The organism is Bradyrhizobium sp. MI1.10 (assembly GCF_055811035.1).
Map to the genome: position 1 here is coordinate 52,613 of NZ_JBVVPN010000037.1, position 24,500 is coordinate 77,112.

Here is a 24,500-nt window from a genome sequence, read left to right on the forward strand (position 1 = left end):
CCTCGGGGGGCGAAATTGAACAACGGCGGGCCCCCGCGGAGACCCAACCCCGGGGGGGCGGCCCCCCCCCCCCCCGCCGGGCCCCCCCCCCGGCCGCCCCCCGCCCCCCCCCCCCCCCCCCGCCCCCCCCCCCGGGGGGGCGGTTTGGTTTTGGGAATGCGCGGCAGGCCGCCGCGACCGTCTGGAAATGTCCTGGCCTGGAAAGTCTTAGCCTGGAGAGTCTTGGCCTGGAGAGACTTGGTCAGCGCGCCGTGGCGAGCTGCGCGCGAACCGACTCCAGGAAGTGTTCGTAGGCGTAGTCCACGATCTCGTTGAGTGATCGCGTACGCGCGAACATCGCCTTGGCCTCGGCGAGAAACTCCTCGCGGGTCGGGATCTTCGGCAAATGCAGATGTGTCAGTGCATCGACGCCTTCATGCGCGCGACTGAGGATGTCGTGCAGCGTCGGCAGTTGCAACTGGGCCAGATCGGCTCGGCGTAGCGCCGACGAGATCGCGTGCGCCAGGGTCTGCGCATCGAACCGTCCGGCAAGCTCGCGGGCCGCCCGGTTGATGACGCGTGCGCCGAGCGGCTGCTCGTTGCGCAGCACCTGCTCGGGCGGCGACTTCATGTTCCAGACGACGCCGAACCAGGACAGCACCTTCAGGATGTAATAGGTGACATCGATTTCCCACCAGCGAAAACCCTGCCGCACGCTGCTCTGGTAGGCGTGATGATTGTTGTGCCAGCCCTCACCGAGGGTGAATAAGGCCAGCAGCCAATTGTTGCGGGAATCATCGCCGGTCACGTACCGCTTGCGTCCATGCACGTGGGCGAGCGAATTGATACAGAAGGTCGCGTGATAGACCAGCACGGTGCTCCACAGGAAGCCGACGACGAGACCGGACCATCCGCCAACCAGGAAGCAGAGCGCAGCCAGCGTCACGGCCGGCAGGAGTTCCAGGCGATGCAGCCACATCAGCTCCGGATAGGCGGCGAAATCGCCGACCTTCACGAGGTCGGTGCCATCGTGCTCCCGGTAAAAAATCCAGCCGAGATGACTGTAGAGGAAGCCTCGGTGACGCGGCGAATGCACGTCGTCCTCGGTATCGGAATGTAGATGATGATGTCGATGCTTGGCCGCCCACCACAAAACGCTTTTTTGCGCGGTGCTTTGCGCAAGCCAGGCCAGGATGAACTGAAACACCCGGCCGGTCGCAAAAGCCCGATGGGAGAAATAGCGGTGGTAGCCCGCTCCGATTGCAAACATGCGCACGACATACAGCGAGGCGCAGATCGCGACGGCCTGCCAGGTAATGCCGGTCCAGATGGCGGCAACGCAGCCGAGATGGACCAGCAGGAACGGCAGGGCGGAGGGATACATGATGTCGTCGTGTTGGTCGTCGGCGGGGGCGTTGGGCGACATGTATTGGCGTGACCTTGGATGACAGAGATTCGAGTTTCGCTTCGGCAGCATTGAGGGCCGCTGTGTACGAAAAACCCGGCGATGGCGGACCACCGCGGGGTCTTGAACGAGGTGCTTGGACAACCCTGGCCCAAGGCGGCCGCACGCGGCAAAGTCAACCTGAGGCCATAGCTTCGACCGCGAACTCGACGGCCTATATATGATCCAGGCCGCTTGGCATGCAAGCTCGTAGCGTCACGGGGTCCGTGGCGCGCGGGCTGCCGACGGTTTATATCCGACAGTGAAAAGGAAGCGTCAAAATACCGCAGGCAGCAACGATGGCGGAAGCGGCGATGACGGCGAGCGAGGCCCTCTGGCAGGAGATCCGCGACGAGGCGCAGCGCGCAGCGGCAGCCGACCCCCTATTCGGCAAGGCTCTTGTCGGACTCATCCTCGTCCATGACGATTTTACCGCCGCACTGTCCGATCTGATCGGACGCCGGCTTGGCGACAGCGCGGCCGAACGCGAGCGCTTCACGACGTTTTCCCGCGACGCCTTCCATGGCCAGCCGGATCTGATCGAGGTGGCCGGCTGCGACTTACAAGCCATCGTTCTCCGCGATCCCGCCATCACCGGACTGTTGGCGCCGCTGCTGCATTTCAAGGGCTACGTCGCCTTGCAGGCATGGCGCGTCTCGAACTGGCTCTGGCATCACGACTATCGCGACGCGGCGCTGCTGTTTCAGAACGAGGCCTCCAACGTCCTGCAGGTCAGCATTCATCCGGCGGCGAGCTTGGGATCATCGGTGTATCTCGACCACGCCACCGGCATCGTGATCGGTGCAGATGTGGCGATCGGCGACGACGCCACCATCCTTCAGAACGTCAGCATCGGTCGTGGCACGGAACTGCCGGCGCGCTCGCCTCGCATCGGTCGCGGCGTCTTCATCGGCTCCGGCGCCACAATTCTCGGCAACGTCAGGATTGGCGATTTTGCAAAGATCGGCGCCGACACCGTCGTGACGAGCGACGTGTCCCCGGGCTGCACCGCAATCGGCAATCCGGCGCGGCTGACCAATTGCCCCGAACCCGCCTCGGCGGCCTGACTCGCCCTCACGTCATCAAGCGACGTACTCCTCGTTCAGGCGGCGCGGCGGCGGCTCTCGCCGCCATGATGCGGGGTGACCGGTTCCGAACTGGTCTGGCCCGGCGCGTCCAGCACCGCGACATGATGCCGGTAGACCATTTCCCAGCCTTTCCATCCCGTGAACAGGAGGATGCCGACCACGATCAGCGAGAGCACCACGCCCCACGGCTTGACCGCAGCCTCCGCGCCTTGCGCGTAGCGGAGGTAGAAATTGATCGCAGCGAGCACCACCGCCACGAGATTGCCGATCATGTGATACCAGGCATCGTTGAGGCTGCGGATACGGGCGTCGCTGAAGAAGTCGGTGAATCCTGCCACGGCAGCAACGAGCGCCATCACGATGCCGGCGCCGATCAGCCACATGGCGGCTCTGGCCCAGAAGCCGTCGCCGGTTCCGATGAAGGCGAGATCGGCGATGGGCGCGCCGACCAGGAAGGCGACGGGGAACGGGATGATCATGGGGTGGAGCGGATGATCGCCGATGGCGGCGGTCGTCTTGGGGTTGACGCTCATGGCAAAACCTCGCGAGAAGTGATTTTCCAGACAATTTTTCGGGCGAGGGCTGGTTCCTCCAACGTGATGTCAGCAACAGCCGGGGCCGGCAGCTTGCCAACCGCCTGCGCCCGCTCGCTTTCCGGCAGCCAAATCCGCCCGCGGTAACCCAGCATTAACCATCGCCGGGCTCTGGTAATTGCGGACAATCGCGCCCAAAGCCGGAAGTCTGAGCCTTGGGGTCGGGCCCATAGTTTTGACATCTTGGCAGGGAATGCAGGCGGCTGGCTTTGGAAGAGCCCTGCACCCCAGAAAGACAAGGCTTTGAGCGGGCTTGCCGGCCGCGCCGGTTCTAGCGCGGCTATTGGGGAACCGGCGGCCATTTGCTGGCCGGGACATTAGATCGGGACATCAGGTAACGATCGCCTTGAGAGGATACTGCTTATGAATCCGGCCGACGTGGCTCAGTCAGCCCTTCCGGTTGCCGCTTCCGCGGACGTGTCGCTGATCGCGCTGTTCTGGCAGGCTCACTGGATCGTGAAAGCGGTGATGCTGGGGCTGCTCGCCTGCTCGGTCTGGGTCTGGGCGATCGCCATCGACAAGATCTTCCTGTTTGCCCGCACCCGCCGCTCGATGGACCGTTTCGAGCAGGCTTTCTGGTCCGGCGAGTCGATCGAGGACCTCTATCGCACGCTCTCGGCCAAGCCGACGCATTCCATGGCGGCCTGTTTCGTCGCGGCGATGCGCGAGTGGAAGCGTTCGTTCGAGAGCCAGGCCCGCTCGGTCGCAGGCCTTCAGATGCGCATCGACAAGGTCATGAATGTCTCGATCGCCCGCGAGGTCGAGCGGCTGGAACGCAGGCTACTGGTGCTCGCCACCGTCGGCTCCGCAGGCCCCTTCGTCGGCCTGTTCGGCACCGTCTGGGGCATCATGTCGAGCTTCCAGTCGATCGCGGCGTCGAAAAATACCTCTCTGGCGGTGGTGGCCCCCGGCATCGCGGAGGCGCTGTTTGCAACCGCCGTCGGCCTTATCGCCGCCATTCCTGCCACTATTTTCTACAATAAGTTCACCTCCGAGGTGAACCGGCAGGCCCAGCGCCTCGAAGGCTTCGCCGATGAATTTTCAGCCATCCTGTCGCGCCAGATCGACGAGCGGGGCTGACGGACGGCATGTATAGTGTGAAGGGCAATTTGGGCACCAGACCATGGGCATGAACGTCGCGAGTTCGTCCGGAGGCGGTGGGCGCCGTGGCCGGCGTAAGCCGGTCGTGGCCGAAATCAACGTCACGCCGATGGTGGACGTGATGCTGGTGCTGCTCATCATCTTCATGGTGTCGGCGCCAATGCTGACGGTCGGCGTGCCGCTCGACCTGCCGCAGACCCAGGCCAAGAGCCTCGAAAACAACGACCAGAAGCCGATCCAGATGTCGGTCGACATCAAGGGCAAGGTGTTCATCAACGACGCCGAGATCGCGATCAACGAACTGATCCCCAAGCTGAAGGCGATCACGGACGCGCGCGGCGGGCTCGAGGAGCGCATCTATCTGCGTGCCGACAAGAAGGCGGATTACGGGACGGTGGCCAAGGTCATGGGCCAGTTGTCCGGCGCAGGCTTCAAGAAGCTGGCGCTCGTCACGGAAGCGGATCAGGGGTAGACCGTGAAGGTGAAGGTCGACAAGACACTCGTTGCGTCGATTGCCCTCCACGTCCTCGTGCTGGGATGGGGGCTCGTCACCTTTAGCAGCAGGGCTTTCGTTCCGGCCGAAGAGTCGCTGCCGATCGACATCATCTCCACCGACCAGCTCGCGCAGATGATGTCGGGGCAGAAGACCGGCGACAAGAAAGAGCCGAAGCCGAAGGTCGAGAAGATCGCGGAAGCCAAGCCCGAGGAAGACGCCGTCGGCAAGGTCACCGAGAAGAAAGAGCTGATCAAGACCAACTCGACGCCCGAACCGCCGCCAAAACCCGTCGAGAAGCCGGTCGAGAAGAAGCCCGAGCCGCCCAAGCCCGTCGCCGAGGCGAAGCCCAAAGAAGAACCGAAGCCGCCGGAAAAAAAGCCTGACCCGGCCAAGGAAGATCCGATCGCCGAGCTCCAGAAAAAGCTCGAAACCAAGAAGCCGCCGCCCAAGCCGCCGGAGCAGAAGGTCGCAGCGGTGCAGCCGCAGCAGGTGCCGAAGCCCAAGGAGCGCAGCTTCGATCCCGCGCAGATCCAGCGCGATCTCGACAAGCGCGCGGCGACCCGGCACGAACTCGCCGGCTCGACGCTGAATGCGTCGGCCTCGCTGGGATCGACGAGCGGAACGGCCGCCAACAACATTGCGACCTGGCGGGGGGCGTTCCAGGGAGCGGTGAAGCGCTGCTTCACGCCGACCTATAACGGGCAGGATGCAGATCAATACGAAGCCGACATCGACATTCCCATGAAGATCGACGGATCGCTCGCGTCCGAGCCGATCGTCGTCGCGGTGAGGGGGCCGTCGCGGTCGATCGCACAGGCGGTGGCGGAGAGTGCCAGACGCGCCATCGTGCAGTGTCAGGTCTATTCGTTCATGCCGAAGCAGCAATACGAGAGCTGGAAGCTCATTCCGATGACTTTCGGCCTGAAAGACATGTTGTGACATCCGAACAAAAGAATTTTGCGATGAATGACGTCCGCTCGATGAACCGCCGCCGCTTCATGACCCTGACCGGATCGACGCTCGCGATGCTCGGAGGCGGGCAGGCCTTCGCCCAGCAGCCGCAGGGACGCCTTCGCATCGATCCCACCGAGTTTCGGCCGATTCCGATCGCGATCACCAACTTCGTGCCCGGCTCGCCCGCCGACGGCGACGTCGGCAACGGCGTCACGCAGGTCATCACCAACAATCTGAAACGCTCGGGCCTGTTCGCGCCGGTCGACCAGGCCGCCTTCATCGAGCGCATCAGCAACATCGACGTCGCGCCGCAATTCGAGAACTGGAAAACCCTCAACGCGCAGGCCCTCGTCACCGGCCGCATGACGCGGCAGCCGGACGGGCGCCTCAAGGCCGAATTCCGCTTGTGGGATGTGGTCACCGGCCAGCAGCTCGCCGGCCAGCAATATTTCACCTCGCCGGAATATTGGCGCCGCATCGCCCACATCATCTCCGACCAGATCTATGAGAAGCTGACCGGCGAGAAGGGCTATTTCGACAGCCGCGTGGTGTTCGTCGACGAGACCGGGCCGAAGGAGCGCCGCGTCAAGCGGCTCGCGATGATGGACCAGGACGGCGCCAATGTGCGCTATCTGACCCGCGGCTCCGACCTCGTGCTGACGCCGCGCTTCTCGCCGAACTCGCAAGAGATCACCTACATGGAGTTCGGGCAGGGCGATCCGAAGGTCTACCTGTTCAACATCGAGACCGGCCAGCGCGAGATCGTCGGCAACTTCCCGGGCATGACCTTTGCCCCGAGGTTCTCGCCGGACGGCCAGCGCGTCATCATGAGCCTGCAGCAGGGCGGCAATTCCAACCTGTTCGTGATGGATCTGCGCTCGCGCTCGACCACGCGCCTCACCGACACGCCCGCGATCGACACCTCTCCGTCCTACTCCCCGGACGGCGCCCGCATCTGCTTCGAGTCCGATCGCGGCGGCAGATCGCAGATCTATGTCATGGCCGCGGGCGGCGGAGCGGCGCAGCGCATCTCCTTCTCCAAGGACGACAACAACGCCACCTATTCGACGCCGGTGTGGTCGCCGCGCGGCGATTACATCGCCTTCACCAGGCAAGGTGGCGGGCAGTTCTCGATCGGCGTCATGAAGCCGGACGGCTCCGGCGAACGGCTTCTGACCTCCGGCTACCACAACGAAGGCCCGACCTTCTCGCCGAACGGCCGCGTGCTGATGTTCTTCCGCGATCCCGGCGGCAGCGGCGGGCCGTCGCTGTTCTCGGTCGACATCTCGGGACGCAACGAGCTGAAGGTGCCGACGCCGGGCTTCGCCTCCGATCCCGCATGGTCGCCGCTATTGTCCTCGACATCGGGCTAGCCGCCCGTTCTTGATGCGCAATGATTTGACCGCGCGCCTTTTTCGAAAACTTGGCGCGATGTTTCCCCGCGATAATTGTTCTTTAAGGTTGCACTCGGCAAACTTTTCCCATGGGTTTGTTTCTATTGATCTATTTCGACTGTTGCTCGTTCAAAACAACTCGACTTTAACGATATTCCCTCAGAAAGACTTCATACCGGATCGGTAAAACTGCGCTCCAGACAGGACGCGCGTAAACACCAGATGCAGTTTGCAAGTCAGAGCGGAGAGCCGGAACAGCGGCCGCCGAAAACTTCGGCGGCGCAAATCGATTCGCTGTTCGAAGCGCCTGGTCCGTTGCTGGCCGGACTCATTTTCGTGTCGATCGGTGCGGCCCTGACCGCGCTGAGGACGGGCGAGCCTCTGATCTGGGCGTGCGTCGCACTTCTTGTCCTGGCCGGGACTGCGCGGGCGATCGACCTGCGCCTCTATCAGGCACGCCAGTCGGTCATGACCATCGAGGCGGCAGCACGCTGGCAGAAGCGCTATCAGATCGGGGCAAAGATCCAGGCGGCTGCGATCGGCATCTGGTGCGCCACCGCCCTGCTGGCCACGGACGACGCTGTGGCCCACATGATCGCCTTGTCGGTCACCACCGGAATCGCGGCGGGCGGCGCGGGCAGGGCATATGGCCGGCCTGCGATCTTCCACCTCCAGGCCGTGCTGATTTTCGGTCCGGCCGTGCTTGCCTTGGCACTGCGTGGAACGCCCTACTACATCGCGATGGCGCTGGTCAGCGCCGCGTTCCTGATGGCGATCATGCAGCTCTCGGTGAATCTGCACCGAATCTTCATGGGAGCGGTCGTGGCACGGGAGCGTGAAGCCGCGCTCGCCGGCCAGTTCGATACGGCGCTGAACAACATGCCGCACGGCCTCTGCATGTTCCGCGTCGACGGACAGCTTGCGGTCATGAACCACCGCTTCGGCGCAATGATGAATCTGCCGGAAGGTCTGGCGCAACGCGGCGTCAACGCGCGTGACATCGTCGCGGCATGCGTCAGCGCCGGATCCATCTCGGCTGGGAGCGGCGAGCGGATCGTCACGGACATCGAGAGTTCGCAAGCCAAGGAGATCATCACCGCCGATCCCGATACGCAGCGAAACAGGTCGTTGTCCTGGACTGTCCAGCCGATGGCTGACGGTGGCGCGGTGGTGCTGCTCGAGGACATTACCGACCGTCGCAGCGCCGAGGCCAAGATTACGCATCTGGCGCGCTACGACGACCTCACCGCGCTTCCCAACCGCGTTCATTTCCGCGACGAGATCGAAAGGCTGCTGGCGATCTCGCACGACGCCGAGCGCCTGTCCGCGCTGCTGTTCGTCGACCTCGACCAGTTCAAGCAGGTCAACGACACGCTCGGCCATCCCTGCGGCGACCAGCTGCTGTGCGCGGTCGCCAACCGTCTGCGCGAGATGCTGCGCCCCGAGGATTTCGTCGCCCGCTTCGGCGGTGACGAATTCGTCGTGTTCCAGGAGAACATCTCCTCGCCCGAGGACGCCGCTGCGCTGGCGCGCCGCATCGTCGAGCGGCTGAGCGAGCGCTACCGCATCGACAATCATCTGGTCGAGATCGGCGCCAGCGTCGGCATCGCGTTGACCGCGCCGGAGGGCATCAGCGCGGACACGCTGCTCAAGAACGCCGACATGGCGCTGTACCGGGCCAAGGCCGACGGTCGCGGCACCTTCTGCTTCTTCCGCGACGAGATGGCGGCGACCGTCGAGGCGCGCCGCATCCTCGAGCTCGATTTGCGCAAGGCGCTCGCCAACGAGGAGTTCGAGCTGTTTTACCAGCCGCTGGTCAATCTGAAGTCCGGCAAGATCACGACGTGCGAGGCGCTGCTGCGCTGGAATCATCCGGTGCGCGGCACGGTCTCGCCGGTCGACATTATCCCGGTCGCCGAGGACATGGGGCTGATCGTCGATCTCGGCCGCTGGATCCTGCGCCGCGCCTGCATGGAATGCATGAAATGGCCGGAGGGCGTCAGCGTCGCCGTCAACTTCTCGCCGCAGCAATTCCACCAGCGCGACGTCTTGAGCGAAATCCGCTACGCGCTCGAGGTTTCGGGGCTGCCGGCGCATCGGCTGGAGATCGAGATCACCGAATCCTCGCTGTTGCGCAACACCCAGCTCACGCACGACATCCTGTCGCAATTGCATGCGATCGGCGTGGGCATTTCGCTGGATGATTTCGGTACCGGCTATTCGAGCCTCAGCTACCTGCACAATTTCCCGATGCAGAAGGTGAAGATCGACCGCTCCTTCCTCGAAGGCATCGATGCCGACCGGCCGCTGACGCTGCTGCGCGGCGTGGCGCGGCTGTCGGCCGATCTCGGCATGGCCGTCGTGGTCGAGGGCATCGAGACCAATGATCAGCTCGAGCTGATCAGCGCCGACGGCACCGTGACCGAAGGGCAGGGCTATCTGTTCAGCCGGCCGGTGCCGGCAGTCCGGATTCGCCAATTGCTCAATGCCTCGCATGGCCGTCGCGGGGCTGAGGACCAGATCGTCATGGTGTCCTCGCGATCGATCGCCTGATCTTTCTCTGCCTCACTTCTTCAACGTTCAACGCCCTTGGCTCTCGTTCGCGCCCCGTGTTTTTGCGGGCCGCAAAGGTTAACCCTAACGTTTCTAAGCCTTTGCAATTCCGTTAATGAACCATTAATCTCGTCACACTCGCAGAAGTTGCTTTGGAGTGTAGGGGTACTGGATGACGTCTGGGGCTGAACCGCAAACGGTGCTCCTTCCGCGGGGAGCCGCTCTGTTTGACCGCATCGATTACCGCCTGATCGAAACTCCTGAGGACCGAGACAACCTCTATCTGATGCGGTACCGGGCCTATCTGCACGCCGGACTGATCGAGCCGTCGGAGTCGCGGCGCGTGACCGATCGCTTCGACGATGCGCCCAACACCTGGAATTTCGGGGTCTATGTCGATGGAGAGCTCTGCAGCTCCGTTCGCATTCACGTCCTGACGTCCGACTGGCGAATGTCCTACACGACCGAAGTGTTTGGCGACGTCCTGCATCCCCGGCTCGACCGCGGCGAAGTCCTCATCGATCCGTGCCGGTTTGTTGCCGATCCCGAAAAGCACCAGCGTTTTCCGGAGCTGCCCTATCTGACGGTGCGGCTGGCTTTTGTGGCTTGCGATCATTTCAACGCCGACACCGGGCTGGCCATGATCCGGACCGATCATCAGGCGTTCTATCGTCGCATCTTCCTGCACGAGACCATTTCACCGGAGCCGCGCGGGTTTCCGGGCTGGCCCACCAAGAAGGCCGTGCTGATGGCGTCCGATTTCCGCAACCAGCGGGAAAAGGTCCTGACGCGCTTTCCGATCATGCGCTCCAGCGCTTTTGAGCGGCGCATGTTGTTTCAACGCAGCGGCCCGCGCCAGGCGGCCCCGCGCCCGGTGTCGCTCGCCACGCAGCGGACGCCGGACGTAGCGGCCTCGGCAACGGGTTCTGCCCGCTAGGCGCTAGGGTCTCCACACGACGAGCCTAAAATTCCAGCAAAGCCCGCGGTTTTTGCCGGTCGGCGCGGCTTGCCTTCACCATCGCGCCACATTTACAACCCATTAACCATGACCGTTGCTTTTCGCTGGTTGGGGGCATTTGACCGGCTGTGGCAAGGTTCCATCAAGGTTGACGGAACGTTCGCTTAACCAACCCCCTGTAGACCGGACAGCAGTGGACGAAACGTGAGCGTGGAGGCTCCGGAATGAAACATCCTATGCGCATCCTCCAGGGATTGAAGCTGGCCGCGGTGCTTGCCGTCGCGTTGTCGATGGGGGCCTGTGCCAACAAGAACGCTGCCACGGATGCGATGGCCAACGCGGCGACGCCGGGCAGCCAGCAAGACTTCGTCGTCAATGTCGGCGACCGCGTGTTCTTCGAAAGCGACCAGACCGATCTGACCCCGCAGGCGATCGTGACCCTGGAGAAGCAGGCGCAGTGGCTCCAGAGCTATCCGCGCTACAGCTTCACCGTCGAAGGTCATGCCGACGAACGCGGCACCCGCGAATACAATATCGCGCTCGGCGCCCGCCGTGCCCAGTCGGTCCGTTCGTTCCTCGCCTCGCGCGGCATCGATCCGAACCGCATGCGAACGATCTCGTACGGCAAGGAGCGGCCGGTGGCCGTTTGCAACGACATCTCCTGCTGGTCGCAGAACCGCCGCGCCGTCACCGTTCTGAACGCGAGCTCCTGACGATCGGTCAGGCGCCGTTCATCTTCAGAAACCGATTATGCCGGCGCCCTCTCGGGCGCCGGTTTCGTTTCAGCGATCTGTGACGGAAACCCGTTTGTTACAGTCACAGTTTTGGCGTACTCCCCTTCAATGTGTGGCGCGTCGAATGTTCGGTCGCAGGCCATTTCGCTTTCGTCGTCAGGGCAAGATGTCATCCAGATTTAAGGTTTTCACCGGCACCGTGGCGATCGCCGCGCTGCTCTCTTTGTGCTCGCCCGCCCTCGCACAATCGGACGATGCAGATCCCGAGATGCGGATCGAGCGGCTGGAGAATCAGCTGCGCCAGCTCACCGGCCAGAACGAAGAGCTGCAATATCGCAACCGCCAGCTCGAAGAGCGGCTGCGAGCGATCGAGGGCGGCGCGCAAGCTGCACCCGGCCAGGCGCCGGTCCAGCCCAATGTCGCGGCCATGCCGCCCGCGCAAGCCGCGCCGGCCTATCGCCAGCCGCCGCACCAGCAAGCGGCCCAGCCGAATTACGAGCAGCCGCAGATCGCCTCTCCGGCGCCGATCGTTCAGGAGCAGCCTGCGCCCGGCGCGCCGGGCACGCGCCGCCGCGGCGATGCCTTCGACCCGAACCAGAGCCCGAATGCGCCGGGTGCGCCACGCGCGCTCGGCGGCGGGCAGCAACCGATGCCCGCCGGTGCCCCGAGCGGCGCGCCCGGCGGCCGTGGCGCCGGCGAACCGCTCGATCTCGCCAATAGCGGCCCCCGCTATCCGCAGGCGGCCGCGCCCCAGGCTGCGCAGCCCGGCTATCCGCCGGCCCCATCCGGCTCTCCCGCGCCGGCAGGCGCCCCGGCGCTGACGACCCTGCCGCCCTCGGCAACGCCGCGCGACGAATTCGATCTCGGCATCGGCTACATGCAGCGCAAGGACTATGCGCTGGCCGAGCAGACCATGAAGAATTTCTCGCAGAAATATCCGAGCGACCCGCTGCTCGGCGACGCCCAATACTGGCTCGGCGAGAGCTATTTCCAGCGCCAGCAATATCGCGACTCCGCGGAAGCCTTCCTCGCCGTTACCACCAAATACGACAAATCCGCCAAGGCGCCGGATGCCCTGCTGCGGCTCGGCCAGTCGCTGGCCGCGCTGAAGGAGAAGGAGGCCGCATGCGCCGCCTTCGGCGAAGTCGGCCGCAAATATCCGCGCGCTTCCGCCGGCGTCAAAGCCGCGGTCGACCGCGAGCAGAAGCGGGTGAAGTGCTGACCCGCGGCGATTGATCCTGACAAGATTGATGGCGCTGCGCTAAACAGTCGGTCCATCCGCGGACGATTGCAGCGTCATGTCAGAGGACAATTCACCGATCTCGGCGCGTGAAGCCAAGCGCCTCTTCGCAGGCCTGAAAGGCGCGCGGGGACTGTTGCTCGCGGTCTCCGGCGGACCCGACTCGGTGGCGCTGATGTGGCTTGCGGCGCGCTGGCACCGTAGCCTCGCGCGCGGCCCGCGTCTCACCGTCGTCACCATTGATCACGGCTTGCGGCCGGAGGCGGCGCGCGAGGCGCGCGAGGTCAAGCATCTCGCGACCGGGCTTGGCTTGCCGCACCGGACCGTGCGCTGGCGCGGCGCCAAGCCGAAAACGGGACTGCCGGCCGCCGCGCGCGAAGCCCGCTACCGCCTGCTGGTGCAGGCCGCACGTGTCGCCGGCGCGAGCCACGTGCTGACCGCCCACACCCGAGACGACCAGGCCGAGACCCTGTTGATGCGTCTTCTCCGCGGCAGCGGATTAGCCGGGCTGTCGGCGATGGCCCGTCTCACCGAGCGCGACGGCGTCATCCTTGCGCGTCCACTGCTCGACGTTCCGAAGTCGCAGCTGATCGCGACCTTGAAGCGGGCGAAGATCGGCTTTGCCGACGATCCCACCAACCACGACGCTGCCTTCACCCGGCCGCGGCTGCGTGCGCTGCTGCCGCAGCTCGCGGGGGAGGGCGGTGATGCCCGCAGCCTGGCTCGGCTCGCGGCAAGGCTGGCGCGCGCCAATGCGGCCGTCGAGGTGCTGACCGATGGAGCCGAGCGCTTCCTCCGTTTGCGGGATCGCGGCGATGCGCCGCAGGCCGGCGTTCGAAGCTTCGAGGCCCCCGTGTTTGCCGCCCTGCCGGAGGAGGTCCGGCTGCGGATCCTGCTGCGGGCCATCAACGCGTTCGGGCATGAGGGACCAGCGGAACTCGGCAAGGTCGAATCTCTCCTGGCCGTGCTCGATCAGGCCATGGCGGCGGGAAGTACGGCTGCAAATGGCCGGCCGGTGGTGAAGCAGACCCTTGCGGGAGCCTTGATCAGCCTTGCCGGGGGGCGTATCCACATCGCGCCGGCGCCGGCGCGGCGGCGCAAGGGGAGCTAAGCCGCGGACCATGACACCAGCCGTTTCGGCGGCGCGACGTCAGGTCACCTTAACCAGGCGGGAAAAACCCCTGTCCGGGCGCCATTATTTCAGCGGGAATCGCTCTAAGATGGGATAAATAGTCCCATCTCGTTCCCTTGGCAGCGACCGGGGCGGCACCTAAATTGTAATGCGTCTAACCGAGAGGATTCCTTGGGATTTCCTCGTACGGCTTAAAGTAACTGCCCGAGGATCAGGCCGCGATCCGCGCGACCACGAAGGAAGATCGATGAACGCCAATCTGCGCAATTTCGCCCTCTGGGTCATCATTGTCCTGCTGCTGTTGGCGTTGTTCACGCTCTTCCAGAATCCGGGTCAGCGCGCTTCCTCGCAGGACATCGCCTTCTCCCAGCTCTTGAGCGAGGTTGATCGCGGCAATGTGCGCGACGTCGTGATCCAGGGGCCGGACATTCACGGCACCTTCACCAACGGCTCGAGCTTCCAGACCTATGCCCCGAGCGACCCGACGCTCGTGAAGCGCCTCTATGACAGCAAGGTGCAGATCACCGCGAAGCCGCCCGGCGACAACGTGCCGTGGTTCGTCTCGCTGCTGGTCTCCTGGCTGCCCTTCATCGCGCTGATCGGCGTGTGGATCTTCCTGTCGCGGCAGATGCAGGGCGGCGCCGGCAAGGCAATGGGCTTCGGCAAGTCGCGCGCAAAAATGCTGACTGAAGCGCATGGCCGCGTCACCTTCGAGGACGTCGCGGGCGTCGACGAGGCCAAGCAGGACCTGCAGGAGATCGTCGAATTCCTGCGCGACCCCGGCAAATTCCAGCGCCTAGGCGGCCGCATTCCGCGCGGCGTGCTGCTGGTCGGACCTCCCGGCACCGGCAAGACCCTGATCGCGCGTGCGGTCGCGGGCGAAGCCAACGTGCCGTTCTTCACCATTTCGGGTTCGGACTTCGTCGAGATGTTCGTCGGCGTTGGCGCTTCCCGCGTCCGCGACATGTTCGAGCAGGCCAAAAAGAACGCGCCCTGCATCATCTTCATCGACGAAATCGACGCCGTCGGTCGTCACCGTGGCGCCGGCCTCGGCGGCGGCAATGACGAGCGCGAGCAGACGTTGAACCAGCTGCTGGTCGAGATGGACGGCTTCGAGGCCAACGAGGGCGTGATCCTGATCGCCGCGACCAACCGTCCCGACGTGCTCGATCCCGCGCTGCTGCGTCCCGGCCGCTTCGACCGCCAGGTCGTGGTGCCCAACCCGGACGTCGTCGGCCGCGAGCAGATCCTCAAGGTCCACGTCCGCAAGGTGCCGCTGGCGCCGGATATCAACCTCAAGACGATCGCGCGCGGCACCCCGGGCTTCTCCGGCGCCGACCTGATGAACCTCGTCAACGAAGCTGCGCTCACCGCCGCCCGCCGCAACAAGCGGATGGTGACCCAGGCCGAGTTCGAGGAAGCCAAGGACAAGGTGATGATGGGCGCCGAGCGCAAGTCGCTCGTCATGACCGAGGAAGAGAAGCTTCTGACGGCCTATCACGAGGGCGGCCACGCCATCGTCGGCCTCAACGTCGTTGCGACCGATCCGATCCACAAGGCGACCATCATTCCGCGCGGTCGTGCGTTGGGTATGGTCATGCAGCTGCCCGAGCGCGACAAGCTGTCGATGTCGCTGGAGCAGATGACCTCGCGCCTTGCCATCATGATGGGTGGCCGCGTCGCCGAAGAGCTGATCTTCGGCCGCGAGAAGGTGACTTCGGGTGCGTCGTCGGACATCGAGCAGGCGACGCGTCTTGCGCGCATGATGGTGACGCGCTGGGGCCTGTCCGAGGCGCTCGGCACCGTGTCCTATGGCGAGAACCAGGACGAGGTTTTCCTGGGCATGTCGGTGTCGCGCACCCAGAACGCATCGGAAGCGACGGTTCAGAAGATCGACACCGAGATCCGGCGTTTCGTCGAAGAAGGCTACAACGAAGCGACGCGTATTCTCACCGAGAAGCGCGCCGATCTTGAAGCTCTCGCCAAGGGCCTGCTCGAATTCGAGACGCTCTCCGGCGACGAGATCATCGACCTGCTCAAGGGCAAGAAGCCGAACCGCGAATCCGTGCTCGAGCCGACCACCCCGCGCGCCTCGGCCGTGCCGCCGGCCGGCAAGTCGCGCCCGCGACCCGATCCGGATCCCGGCCTGGAGCCGCAGCCGCAGGCGTAACCGCGCACGGCAGATTGAATTGAAAAACGCGGCGGAAACGCCGCGTTTTTTGTTGCGTGGTGCTTTTCGAACGTGGGCAACTGAGCATCTCGCGACGAACAGGTATGTGCGCAAAGCCGCCCTTGCGCAGTGCCGACCATCTATGGGCGCCGCCATTGGTGGCACCCTTACCTTTACTCGCTCTCCGACCCCGCGACTCATCGCGATTGGAGTCTGCGGTGAAGTCGTGGCATGCTCTTCCCAATTAAGGCGCGGCTCGACCGCGGAGACAAAGGGGAGGGCAAGCCGATGCGCTTTGCGAGGACATTGGGCGCGCTTGGCGCCGTTTCGTTCCTGATAGTCTCATTCCCGTCCGCTCCATCCGCCGCCGCCGAAATGCGCGGCGTCACCGCGACCGAGATCAAGATCGGCCAGACCATGCCCTACAGCGGGCCGGTGTCGGCCTTCGGGGCGCTCGGCAAGGGCGAGGTCGGCTATTTCAAGATGCTGAACGAGAAGGGCGGCATCAACGGCCGCAAGGTCAATCTGATCTCGTTCGACGACAGCTATGCGCCGCCGAAATCAGTCGAGCAGACCCGCAGGCTGGTGGAGAGCGACGAGGTCGCGCTGATCTTCTCCTCGATCGGTACCGCCCACAACACGGCGATCGCGAAATACCTCCAGTCCAAGAACGTGCCGCAGCTCTTCATCGGCTCCGGCGCCTCGAAATTCGCCGACGTCGCACAATATCCGCAGGCAACGATGGGCGTGCAGGCGCCGTTCCGCTACGAAGCGCGGCTCTATGCGCGTTACGCGCTGGCGAAGAATCCGAACGCGAAGTTCGCCGTTATCTCGCAGAACGACGATTACGGCCGCGATTATCTCGCCGGGCTGAAGGACGTGCTCGGCGAGAAATACGATACAGTGGTCACCGGCGCGACCTACGAAATCCAGGACCCGACCATCGATTCCCAGATCGTGAAGCTCAAGGCCTCGGGCGCCGATGTATTCGTGATCGCGGCGACGCCGAAATTCGCGGCGCAAGCGATCCGCAAATCCTTCGAGATCGGCTGGCGACCCATGACGTTCCTGTCAAACGTTGCGGTGTGGGTTTCGACGGTGATGGAGCCTGCGGGACTGGAAGCCGGCACCGGCATCCTCTCCACCACTTACGTGAAGGACCCCGACGATCCCGCCTGGAAGGACGATTCCGGCGTCAGGGGCTGGCGCGAGTTCATGACCAAATATTTGCCGGAGGCCGACCAGCACGACACCAATTATGTCAACGCCTACAACAGTGCGATGGCGCTGGAGGCTGTGCTGAAAGCCTGCGGCAATGATCTGTCGACCGAGAACATCCTCAAGCAGGCTTTTGCAATTCGCGATCTCGAATTGCCGATGCTGCTGCCCGGCATCAAGGTCAACACCGGCACGACCGACCATGTCCCGGTCGACCAGATGCAGTTCATGCGCTTCAACGGCAAGACCTGGGATAGATTCGGCGAACTGCAGACGGGCAATTGATGATTGATGAGGGATCGGCTTTTTGATCGGGCCGATGCGAGTCCAGAACTGGGATCATCTCTCCCTACCGATAAGTCCGATCTGCCCGCGAATGCACGTCCTGTCCGCTACTCATCACTTCGGCGCTCCCATCGCCAGCCGCAGATTGGATTCAGGAATGCGGCGACATTGCCGGCTCGCCAGACCCTGCCGGACTGCGCAACGCGCCGAAGACGACGCCAATGAGAGCGACGATGAGGAGCGGCGATAGTCGTCCCGCCGGAATATACACCGCCGGGCTGAGCAACGGCACCATCCAGATGCCGAGCCCGATCAGCCAGTCGCGAAAGCGTGGAGCATCGATCGATGCGGCAAGCCGCAGCACGACGGCGACCGTCAGCAGCGTCGCGTCATAAGGGCCCGAATGCGGGGCCGCCAGCACGGTTGCCGCAAGCAGTACGATCAGCTTGTTGTTGGTGCTGAGCGAGGAGCGAAAGGCCGCGAACGTCGCCGTCGCGCTCGAAAGGATCGCGGCCAGCTGCAGGATGGAGGCCAGCCGCTCCGGCAGGCCCAGCAGCATTGCGCAGGCCCATACGCTGTGACCCCAGATGCGGCCATAGGCGAGCCATTTCGCGTCGGGGCTGACCAGATTGTTGTACGCCTGCGGTATCCACCAAAGCCACAATTCGACGCCAAAAATCATGGCACTTGCAGCCGCCAATGCGAATGCCGAGCATGCAGCAGCGCACAGGCTGCCATAACGGCGCGACCCCACCAGCGCGAAGGCGACGAGCAGGAAGAATTGCGGCTTGAAACTCAGCAGCCCGAGGATTGCCCCGGCAAGGAGCGGTCGCGGTCCGAGCAGCCTGACGCCCGTGACCAGCAGTGCGGCAACGAGAAAAGCGCATTGTCCATCGGCCAGGTTGAGAGATGCCGATGGCGAGACCAGCACGGCCGCGATGATGTAGGGCGTCAGTTGCGGCTGATCGGCCCGGTTGCGAAGCGCCCAGCCCAGGAAGCCTGCGGTCGCGGCCTGGAATGCGACATAGGAGCCGATGAAGCCAAGCGGCGCGAATGGCAGCAGCAGAACGAGGAAGCCGGGCGGATAGAACCATGGACGGAACTCCAGAGGGACCGAGAGCCATGATGCGAACGACTGGTTGAGATAGGCCGTGAACGCCTCACCGTCGATGACCAGCGCAAGATTGCCGGCGAGCAACGATCTGACGGCGCCGTAAAACACCATCCAGTCGGTGCCGGGCGCGACGTGGTTCAGCCCGATCCAGCCGGGATGGGTGAAGGTGGAGATCAGGACGCCCCAGCCGAAGAGCGTTGCGATCGAAAACGCTGGCAACATCACGAGGGGAATTCCGATCCAGCGGCGCGATGGACCGGATATCTGCTGTTGAGCGGACGCGCTCACTTGACGGCTTCCCTCGAGGACTTCGCTTCCGGCGTCGCGCCGGCCTCTGTGCCGCCGGTTCGCACGTGGATCACGGCGATGTTGTCGGCGTAGAGCCGCTTCCAGCCCTTGATGTGGTCCAGCACCTGGGCGGCCGGCGCGTCCGCGACCATGAGCGTGGCGTCGATCTTGTACGCGTCGAGGAGCCGCGTCAGGGTGTCGAGCTTCTTGAGCTCCACGGCCTTGAAGACGTCCATGGCGAAGGTTTCGCCGTAGAGCTCGGCGCGGCCGTCGATGAAGACAGGGATGTCGCGCGAGATCAGATAGCCGCCGAACTGGTAGGCGTTGAAGATGCGCTGCGCCTGGCGTTCCTCGAGCAGATCGACGGCAGCGACCGGTGTCTGATCCATCGTGAAGGTGAAGCGGTGATGCGCCATGTAAAGTGAGGTCGAGGTCCAGCCGGCGGTCACGATCATCAGCGCACCGGTTGCGGTGACGTAGCGGGCGGCCCAACTCTCGCCGCCCTGCGTGCCAGGCTGTAGCAGCGCAGTCCGTTCGCCGAGGGGCTTGGCCAGCACCAGCGGTACCAGGAAGGCAAAGGCCTCGATGCTCCTGACGTGGGTGAGCGCCATCCAGGTCAGAAGCAGGATCAGAAGAATACGCGGCGGCGAGAGCGTCAGGCCGCGATACAGCCCGATCGCAATCAGGCCGAACAGCGCGCCTTCGAATGCGTTGAAGGATGCGAAGCTCGCGGGCGACCATTCGGAGATGACCGTCAGCAACTCGCCGAGATTGAGGATGTTGATCGCGCCGAGCAATGTGCGCCAGCCATAGGGCGTGACGCAGCTTGCGGCGAGTGCCGCAACACCGAACAGGAACCAGCGCGACAGCAGCCGGACCTGCTTGCTGGACTCCATGCCCCAGAGCGCCACAAACGACATCGGGCCGATCAGCGCCAGGCCCAGCACGAAGCCGCCATGCAGGTTCGACCACAGCGACATCAGCGGCAGCCAGTACCATGACGGGGCGCCCTTGCGGTCGGCTGCGGCCATCAACACGCCGACCCACGCGATCATCACGGGCAGCGCCAGCATGTGCGGCCGCGCCAGAATATGGTGCAGCGATAGCAACAGCGCGAACATCGCGAACAGGACCGCGCGCGGAATTTCCAGATGGGCCTCGAGCAGACCGACCAGGATCGCCGCCGACAATGCGACAGCAAGTGCGGTGAGGATCACCGGGCCGGCCCAATCCCATTGCGCGTAGGAGAGAGCGAACAGCACCTGCGACAACCACGAAGTCGAAACCCAGGGCGCCCCCGGCCGCGTGAAGGAATAGAAGTCGGTGTAGGGAAGCGCGTGGTGATCGAGGATCCATTGCCCGATCTTGATCTGCCAGAGCGAGTCGGAGTCCTGAAGCAGCGTGTCGCCGACATACAGGAAGAAGAGATAGGCGCCCGCACCGACGCATAGCGGCACCAGCGCTCGCGCACGACTCTGCACCGTGATGCTGTTGGCAAAGGAAAGGGACATGCCGCCTCGTCGTCCTGGTGTTTTTGTCGTTGTGCCGAGCGATCGACATTGGACCATGGCGGTCATAATTCCGGGTAAACCGGCGGTGCCGGGCCGGCTTGATGTCTCGACAATTTAACGGATCGTTTTAGATTTCGGTTTACCATCGGCGAATACACGCAAACCGCTCTGTGTTTCCGCAGTCGAATTAACTGCGGCGCAATTCTTTGCCACTACGTTTGGTTCCATGGTCAAGCGGCGCTGGGAAGCCAAAAAGACCAGATCAGTTGTAGCCTCGTGTACTCATTTGGAGCTCTTTATGAAGAACCTCGTTGCGCGTTTCGCGAAAGATGAATCCGGCGCCACCGCCATTGAATACGGTCTGATCGCCGCCGGCATCGCGCTGGCGATCATCACTGTCATCAACAGCCTGGGCACCACATTGAACGCCAAGTTCACCTCGATCTCGAGCAGCCTCAAGTAAGGCTGGACTCATCGCGAACTGAGAGAGCTCCGTCGTTGACGGGGCTCTTTTTCTTTTGGTCGACGATTTCCGGATCTGGGACATCGTGAAGCTGTAGCAAGCTTGTAGGACAGCAAAACGTCCGCCTCAGCTCCAAGAGCGCAGGCGGAAACGTTCCCGCTGTCGAGAACATCGAACATTGAAAGTTGCTGATGGGCACAGCGCTACGCGCGGCCCCCTAGGTAACTTGCCGCCCGTCATTCCGCGAGGCCGGGCTGCCAGACCGCCGACGGCGCAGGCGCGGCAGACGTTTGCCGCGCGCGGCCGTGCCATTCGAGATAGAATTTCGCCGCCCAGATCGACGCTGCGGCGACTGCGATTCCGCCGGCGACGTCGATGATGTAGTGCGCGCCGATCACTGGTGTCGCCGCGATCATCAGCAGATTCAGCGCGGCCGCGATGCCGCCGAGGCCGCGCACCGGCCACAGCGCCCACATGTAGAGCACGGCGGATGCGGCGTGGAAGCTCGGAAACGAGACGATGCCGGCGAGAAAGAACAACCGGAGCTCGTGCAGGCTACCGTCGCGAAGCGCGAGGATGTCGCGCAACTGCCCGGCATAGACCGCGGTGTTGATTTCGGGAAAATGCGCGGCGGACAGCTGCAGCCCCCAATAGGTGCCGATCGCGGGCACGATGGCGGAGATCGCGATGGTGACCGCGAGCGCGAGGCTCATCGCGAGCATGAACAATTGCAGCCGCATATAGCGCGCCGTCAGTGCCAGCACGACGGGAATGCCGAGCAGCGGCAATTTGATCAGCCCGTATCCGCGAGCCAGGCTGTCCGCGAGCCAGGGATGGTCGTTGACGTATCGCGCGATCGGTTCGGGATCGAGGCCGAGTGCACGGTCGATCGCAAGCAGTGCTTGGTCCTGCAGTGGCCAGTTCAGCTTGGCCGCGACATAGCTGAGCGGTCCGACGATGGCGCAAGTGAGAATGATCTGTCCGATCGTTCCGAGCGAAAACAGCAACTTCGGGTCGGCAAGCTCGCCTTTGAGGATGCGGTGGCCATAGGCCAGCGCGAGCAGGAGTGCAGCGACTGCCAGCGTCACGCCGTAGGCGACCGGTTCGAGGCTCAGGCCAGTGAAGGGGAGGCCCAGCGCCAGCAGGCTGCCCATGGCTGCGATGGGAAGCCAGTTCAGGTGGAAGAGCTGCCAGGCGGTCCGGGCGTCCGTGTCGACCATGCTGCACCGAGGTGGGATCGCAATACCGCAGCACAGTCGCGGAGCAGGTTTAAGATGGCGGTAACGATCGTGGTTACCCCTTCACCAAAGCAGTTCGCGAGGTTTTTAGCTGTTTGAGCTCGCGCTTTTTTTTGGCGTGACGCTTCATGCATTTGCACCTTGTCATCCACTCTGAATAGTTGTTCAGTCCTTGCGGGGCGATTTGCGACATCGGTGACGAAGCGTTCGGCCGCAGGGCGTGCGGCCGGCGTGTGGGACAGGAAGCGCGCCATGGTTTATCGGCGGACGCATCAAGTGGTGAAGCGCCTTGCGGCCCGGCGCAGTGCGATACTGGCGGCGGCGCGGGAGGCGGCGGCGGAAGGCGGGATGGCGGCGGTGCAGATTGCGCCGGTCGCGGTTCGCGCCAGCGTCGCTGCGGGTACGGTCTACCGCTACTTCCCCTCCAAGGCCGATTTGATCTCCGAATTGATCGCCGAAGTCTCCCGCGACGAGCTCACGGCGATCCGGCGAGCCGCCGATGCGGCGCCGGGGCCGTCCTCGGCGCTGGCGGCCGCGGTGACCACCGTAGCGGTCCATACCCTGTCGCAGCGCAGGCTCGCCTGGGGCATCCTGGCCGAGCCGGTCGATGTCGATGTCAGCGCTTCACGCCTCGCCAGCCGGCGCGAGATCGCGGGTGAGATGGCCTCGCGCATCGACGCCGCCGTGCGCGCCGGCCACCTGCCGGCGCAGGACACCGCGCTCGCCGCCACCGCGCTGCTCGGCGCCTTGCACGAAGCCCTGGTCGGACCGCTTGCGCCGGATAATCTCGAAGATCCCGCCAGGATGCGCGATGCCGTGCAGACCGTGACGTTGCTGGCGCTCCGCGCGGTCGGCGTCATGGACGCCCGCGCCAGGGGTCTCGTTGTGCAGCAGACGCTGCTGCCGACCGCGAAAGCGCTGGTTGGGGCCTAAAACGTCCGCCTGATCGACCGAGGGACCCGATCGCGCCCAGGCCATTGCCCGAATTCGCCTTTGCGAAAAACCCCAGCACATTCGCCGGACCAGCCTGCTACTGTGCATGGGGTTGTTTTCGACATTTTTTGTTTGCCGCGTGCTGGCGAACCTAGATATTCGCTTCGCCCTCGGGGCCGACCGAGGCGATGCGCACCATGTTGGTGGTGCCGGGGATGCCGAGCGGCACGCCGGCGACGATGATCACGCGTTGGCCGGCCCGGACGAAGCCATCGCGGAACGCGATCTGGCCGGCGCGGCTCACCATGTCGTCCTGGTCGCGCGCATCTTCTGCCACCACGCAATGCACACCCCAGACCACCGACAGCCGGCGTCCCGCAGCGACGTTCGGCGTGATCGCCACGATCGGCGGCTTCGGCCGCTCGCGCGCCACGCGCACGGCGGTCGATCCCGAGCTGGTCCAGCAGATCAGGGCCGGCAGGTCGAGCGTCTCGGCGATCTGCCGCGCGGCGTCCGCGATGGCATCGCCGGCGGTGGCTTCCGGCGCGGGGCGCTGTGCGGTGATGACGGAGCGATAGATCGGGTCGCGCTCGACCTCCTCGCCGATGCGGTTCATGGTCGAGACGGCCTCGACCGGGAATTTGCCGGCCGCCGATTCCGCCGACAGCATGATGGCGTCGGCGCCTTCGTAGACGGCGGTGGCGACGTCGGAGACCTCGGCACGGGTCGGCACCGGCGACTGGATCATCGATTCCAGCATCTGGGTCGCGATCACCACCGGCTTGCCGGCGCGCCGCGCCATGCGCGTCATCTGCTTCTGCAGGCTCGGCACGCGTTCCAGCGGCAGCTCGACGCCGAGGTCGCCGCGCGCCACCATCAGGGCGTCGGAGGCGTCGATGATGTCGGCGAGGCGATCGATCGCCTGCGGCTTCTCGATCTTGGCCATCACCGCGGCGCGGCCGCGGATCATCTTCTTGGCCTCGAGCACGTCATCCGCGCGCTGCACGAAGGACAGCGCGATCCAGTCGACGCCGGTGACCAGCGCCGCTTCGAGGTCGGCGCGGTCCTTCGGCGTCATTGCCGAGACCGGCAGGTCGGTGTCCGGCAGGCTGACGCCCTTGCGGTCGGACATCCGGCCGCCGACCACGACGCGCGTCACCGCGTGGTCTTTCGAGGTCTCCTCGGCGATCAGGCGCACCTTGCCGTCGTCGAGCAGCAGCGAATGGCCCGGACGCAGCGCGGCCAGGATCTCCGGATGCGGGAGTTGGACGCGGGTTGTGTCACCGGGTGCCTTGTCCGAATCGAGCGTGAAGGTCTGGCCGTTCTGGAGTTGGACCGCGCCTTCGGCGAAGGCACCGAGCCGGAGCTTTGGTCCCTGGAGATCGACCAGAATGCCGATCGGTCTGCCGTAGCTGCTCTCGACGTTGCGGATCGTCGCCACCAGCTCCCGCATCTTGTCATGCGGGGTGTGGCTCATGTTGATGCGGAACAGGTCGGCGCCGGCCTCGAACAGGCGGCGGATCATCGCAAGGTCCGAAGAGGCGGGTCCAAGCGTCGCGAGAATCTTGATACGGCGAAGACGCCTCATGGCTTATTTCCAGACGGGGGCGAGGG

20 protein-coding genes are annotated in these 24,500 nt (G+C 64.3%); 14 read left to right on the forward strand and 6 right to left on the reverse strand.

Going from position 1 to position 24,500, the window contains the following annotated elements:
* Positions 1 to 241: 241 nt before the first annotated feature.
* The gene (locus tag AC0L3K_RS30615; RefSeq protein WP_354168052.1) at positions 242 to 1,405 is read right to left on the reverse strand and encodes an acyl-CoA desaturase; all 1,164 of its coding nucleotides are present in this window, start codon (positions 1,403 to 1,405) and stop codon (positions 242 to 244) included.
* A gap of 317 nt (positions 1,406 to 1,722) precedes the next feature.
* Here AC0L3K_RS30615 and AC0L3K_RS30620 point away from each other — a divergent pair, with 317 nt between their 5' ends.
* Positions 1,723 to 2,490 carry a serine acetyltransferase domain-containing protein gene (locus AC0L3K_RS30620; protein ID WP_473367442.1) on the forward strand — a complete coding sequence of 256 codons (768 nt, stop codon included), beginning with the start codon at positions 1,723 to 1,725 and terminating at the stop codon, positions 2,488 to 2,490.
* 35 nt (positions 2,491 to 2,525) lie between these two features.
* Here the strand turns inward: AC0L3K_RS30620 and AC0L3K_RS30625 are convergent, their stop codons facing one another.
* Positions 2,526 to 3,044, reverse strand: a complete 519-nt coding sequence (locus tag AC0L3K_RS30625; protein WP_007596320.1) for a DUF2231 domain-containing protein — start codon at positions 3,042 to 3,044, stop codon at positions 2,526 to 2,528.
* Positions 3,045 to 3,467: 423 nt separating this feature from the next.
* Here AC0L3K_RS30625 and tolQ point away from each other — a divergent pair, with 423 nt between their 5' ends.
* From tolQ to AC0L3K_RS30680, 11 genes are all read left to right on the forward strand, one after another.
* Positions 3,468 to 4,184 carry a protein TolQ gene (gene tolQ / locus AC0L3K_RS30630; protein WP_007596319.1) on the forward strand — a complete coding sequence of 239 codons (717 nt, stop codon included), beginning with the start codon at positions 3,468 to 3,470 and terminating at the stop codon, positions 4,182 to 4,184.
* A gap of 43 nt (positions 4,185 to 4,227) precedes the next feature.
* A complete protein-coding gene (gene tolR / locus AC0L3K_RS30635) occupies positions 4,228 to 4,677 on the forward strand; it encodes a protein TolR (protein ID WP_018453789.1) in 450 nt (149 codons plus the stop codon).
* 3 nt (positions 4,678 to 4,680) lie between these two features.
* A complete protein-coding gene (locus AC0L3K_RS30640) occupies positions 4,681 to 5,640 on the forward strand; it encodes a hypothetical protein (RefSeq protein WP_007596315.1) in 960 nt (319 codons plus the stop codon).
* A gap of 41 nt (positions 5,641 to 5,681) precedes the next feature.
* Positions 5,682 to 7,028 carry a Tol-Pal system beta propeller repeat protein TolB gene (tolB, locus tag AC0L3K_RS30645; protein WP_007596313.1) on the forward strand — a complete coding sequence of 449 codons (1,347 nt, stop codon included), beginning with the start codon at positions 5,682 to 5,684 and terminating at the stop codon, positions 7,026 to 7,028.
* Between the two features lie 243 nt (positions 7,029 to 7,271).
* Positions 7,272 to 9,602 carry a putative bifunctional diguanylate cyclase/phosphodiesterase gene (locus AC0L3K_RS30650; RefSeq protein WP_354168056.1) on the forward strand — a complete coding sequence of 777 codons (2,331 nt, stop codon included), beginning with the start codon at positions 7,272 to 7,274 and terminating at the stop codon, positions 9,600 to 9,602.
* A 172-nt stretch (positions 9,603 to 9,774) separates the two neighbouring features.
* Complete coding sequence (locus AC0L3K_RS30655) at positions 9,775 to 10,539, forward strand: N-acyl amino acid synthase FeeM domain-containing protein (RefSeq protein WP_007596306.1); 765 nt, start codon at positions 9,775 to 9,777, stop codon at positions 10,537 to 10,539.
* 245 nt (positions 10,540 to 10,784) lie between these two features.
* Entirely contained in the window at positions 10,785 to 11,273 is a 489-nt protein-coding gene (gene pal, locus AC0L3K_RS30660) for a peptidoglycan-associated lipoprotein Pal (RefSeq protein ID WP_007596304.1), read from the forward strand.
* A gap of 187 nt (positions 11,274 to 11,460) precedes the next feature.
* A complete protein-coding gene (ybgF, locus tag AC0L3K_RS30665) occupies positions 11,461 to 12,516 on the forward strand; it encodes a tol-pal system protein YbgF (RefSeq protein ID WP_473367443.1) in 1,056 nt (351 codons plus the stop codon).
* Positions 12,517 to 12,592: 76 nt separating this feature from the next.
* Positions 12,593 to 13,645 (forward strand): tRNA lysidine(34) synthetase TilS, encoded by a 1,053-nt coding sequence (gene tilS, locus AC0L3K_RS30670; protein ID WP_473367444.1) that lies wholly within the window; start codon positions 12,593 to 12,595, stop codon positions 13,643 to 13,645.
* A gap of 268 nt (positions 13,646 to 13,913) precedes the next feature.
* Positions 13,914 to 15,836, forward strand: a complete 1,923-nt coding sequence (gene ftsH, locus AC0L3K_RS30675; protein WP_007596301.1) for an ATP-dependent zinc metalloprotease FtsH — start codon at positions 13,914 to 13,916, stop codon at positions 15,834 to 15,836.
* Positions 15,837 to 16,124: 288 nt separating this feature from the next.
* Entirely contained in the window at positions 16,125 to 17,339 is a 1,215-nt protein-coding gene (locus AC0L3K_RS30680; RefSeq protein WP_473367448.1) for an ABC transporter substrate-binding protein, read from the forward strand.
* Between the two features lie 151 nt (positions 17,340 to 17,490).
* On the opposite strand, the gene AC0L3K_RS30685 is transcribed toward AC0L3K_RS30680, so the two are convergent.
* Together AC0L3K_RS30685 and AC0L3K_RS30690 are read right to left on the reverse strand one after the other, a co-directional pair.
* Entirely contained in the window at positions 17,491 to 18,675 is a 1,185-nt protein-coding gene (locus AC0L3K_RS30685; RefSeq protein WP_473367445.1) for a glycosyltransferase family 87 protein, read from the reverse strand.
* A 62-nt stretch (positions 18,676 to 18,737) separates the two neighbouring features.
* On the reverse strand, positions 18,738 to 20,252 hold the full coding sequence (locus AC0L3K_RS30690) for a hypothetical protein (protein WP_473367446.1): 1,515 nt from the start codon (positions 20,250 to 20,252) through the stop codon (positions 18,738 to 18,740).
* A gap of 298 nt (positions 20,253 to 20,550) precedes the next feature.
* Between AC0L3K_RS30690 and AC0L3K_RS30695 the strand changes: the two genes are divergently transcribed.
* The gene (locus AC0L3K_RS30695; protein ID WP_007596297.1) at positions 20,551 to 20,715 is read left to right on the forward strand and encodes a Flp family type IVb pilin; all 165 of its coding nucleotides are present in this window, start codon (positions 20,551 to 20,553) and stop codon (positions 20,713 to 20,715) included.
* 236 nt (positions 20,716 to 20,951) lie between these two features.
* Here AC0L3K_RS30695 and AC0L3K_RS30700 read toward each other — a convergent pair whose 3' ends face one another.
* The gene (locus AC0L3K_RS30700) at positions 20,952 to 21,935 is read right to left on the reverse strand and encodes a phosphatase PAP2 family protein (protein ID WP_219681697.1); all 984 of its coding nucleotides are present in this window, start codon (positions 21,933 to 21,935) and stop codon (positions 20,952 to 20,954) included.
* Between the two features lie 270 nt (positions 21,936 to 22,205).
* Here AC0L3K_RS30700 and AC0L3K_RS30705 point away from each other — a divergent pair, with 270 nt between their 5' ends.
* Positions 22,206 to 22,886: a TetR/AcrR family transcriptional regulator gene (locus AC0L3K_RS30705; RefSeq protein ID WP_007596290.1), complete on the forward strand. Its 681-nt coding sequence runs from the start codon at positions 22,206 to 22,208 to the stop codon at positions 22,884 to 22,886.
* 151 nt (positions 22,887 to 23,037) lie between these two features.
* Here the strand turns inward: AC0L3K_RS30705 and pyk are convergent, their stop codons facing one another.
* The gene (gene pyk / locus AC0L3K_RS30710; protein WP_007596289.1) at positions 23,038 to 24,474 is read right to left on the reverse strand and encodes a pyruvate kinase; all 1,437 of its coding nucleotides are present in this window, start codon (positions 24,472 to 24,474) and stop codon (positions 23,038 to 23,040) included.
* Positions 24,475 to 24,500: the final 26 nt, after the last annotated feature.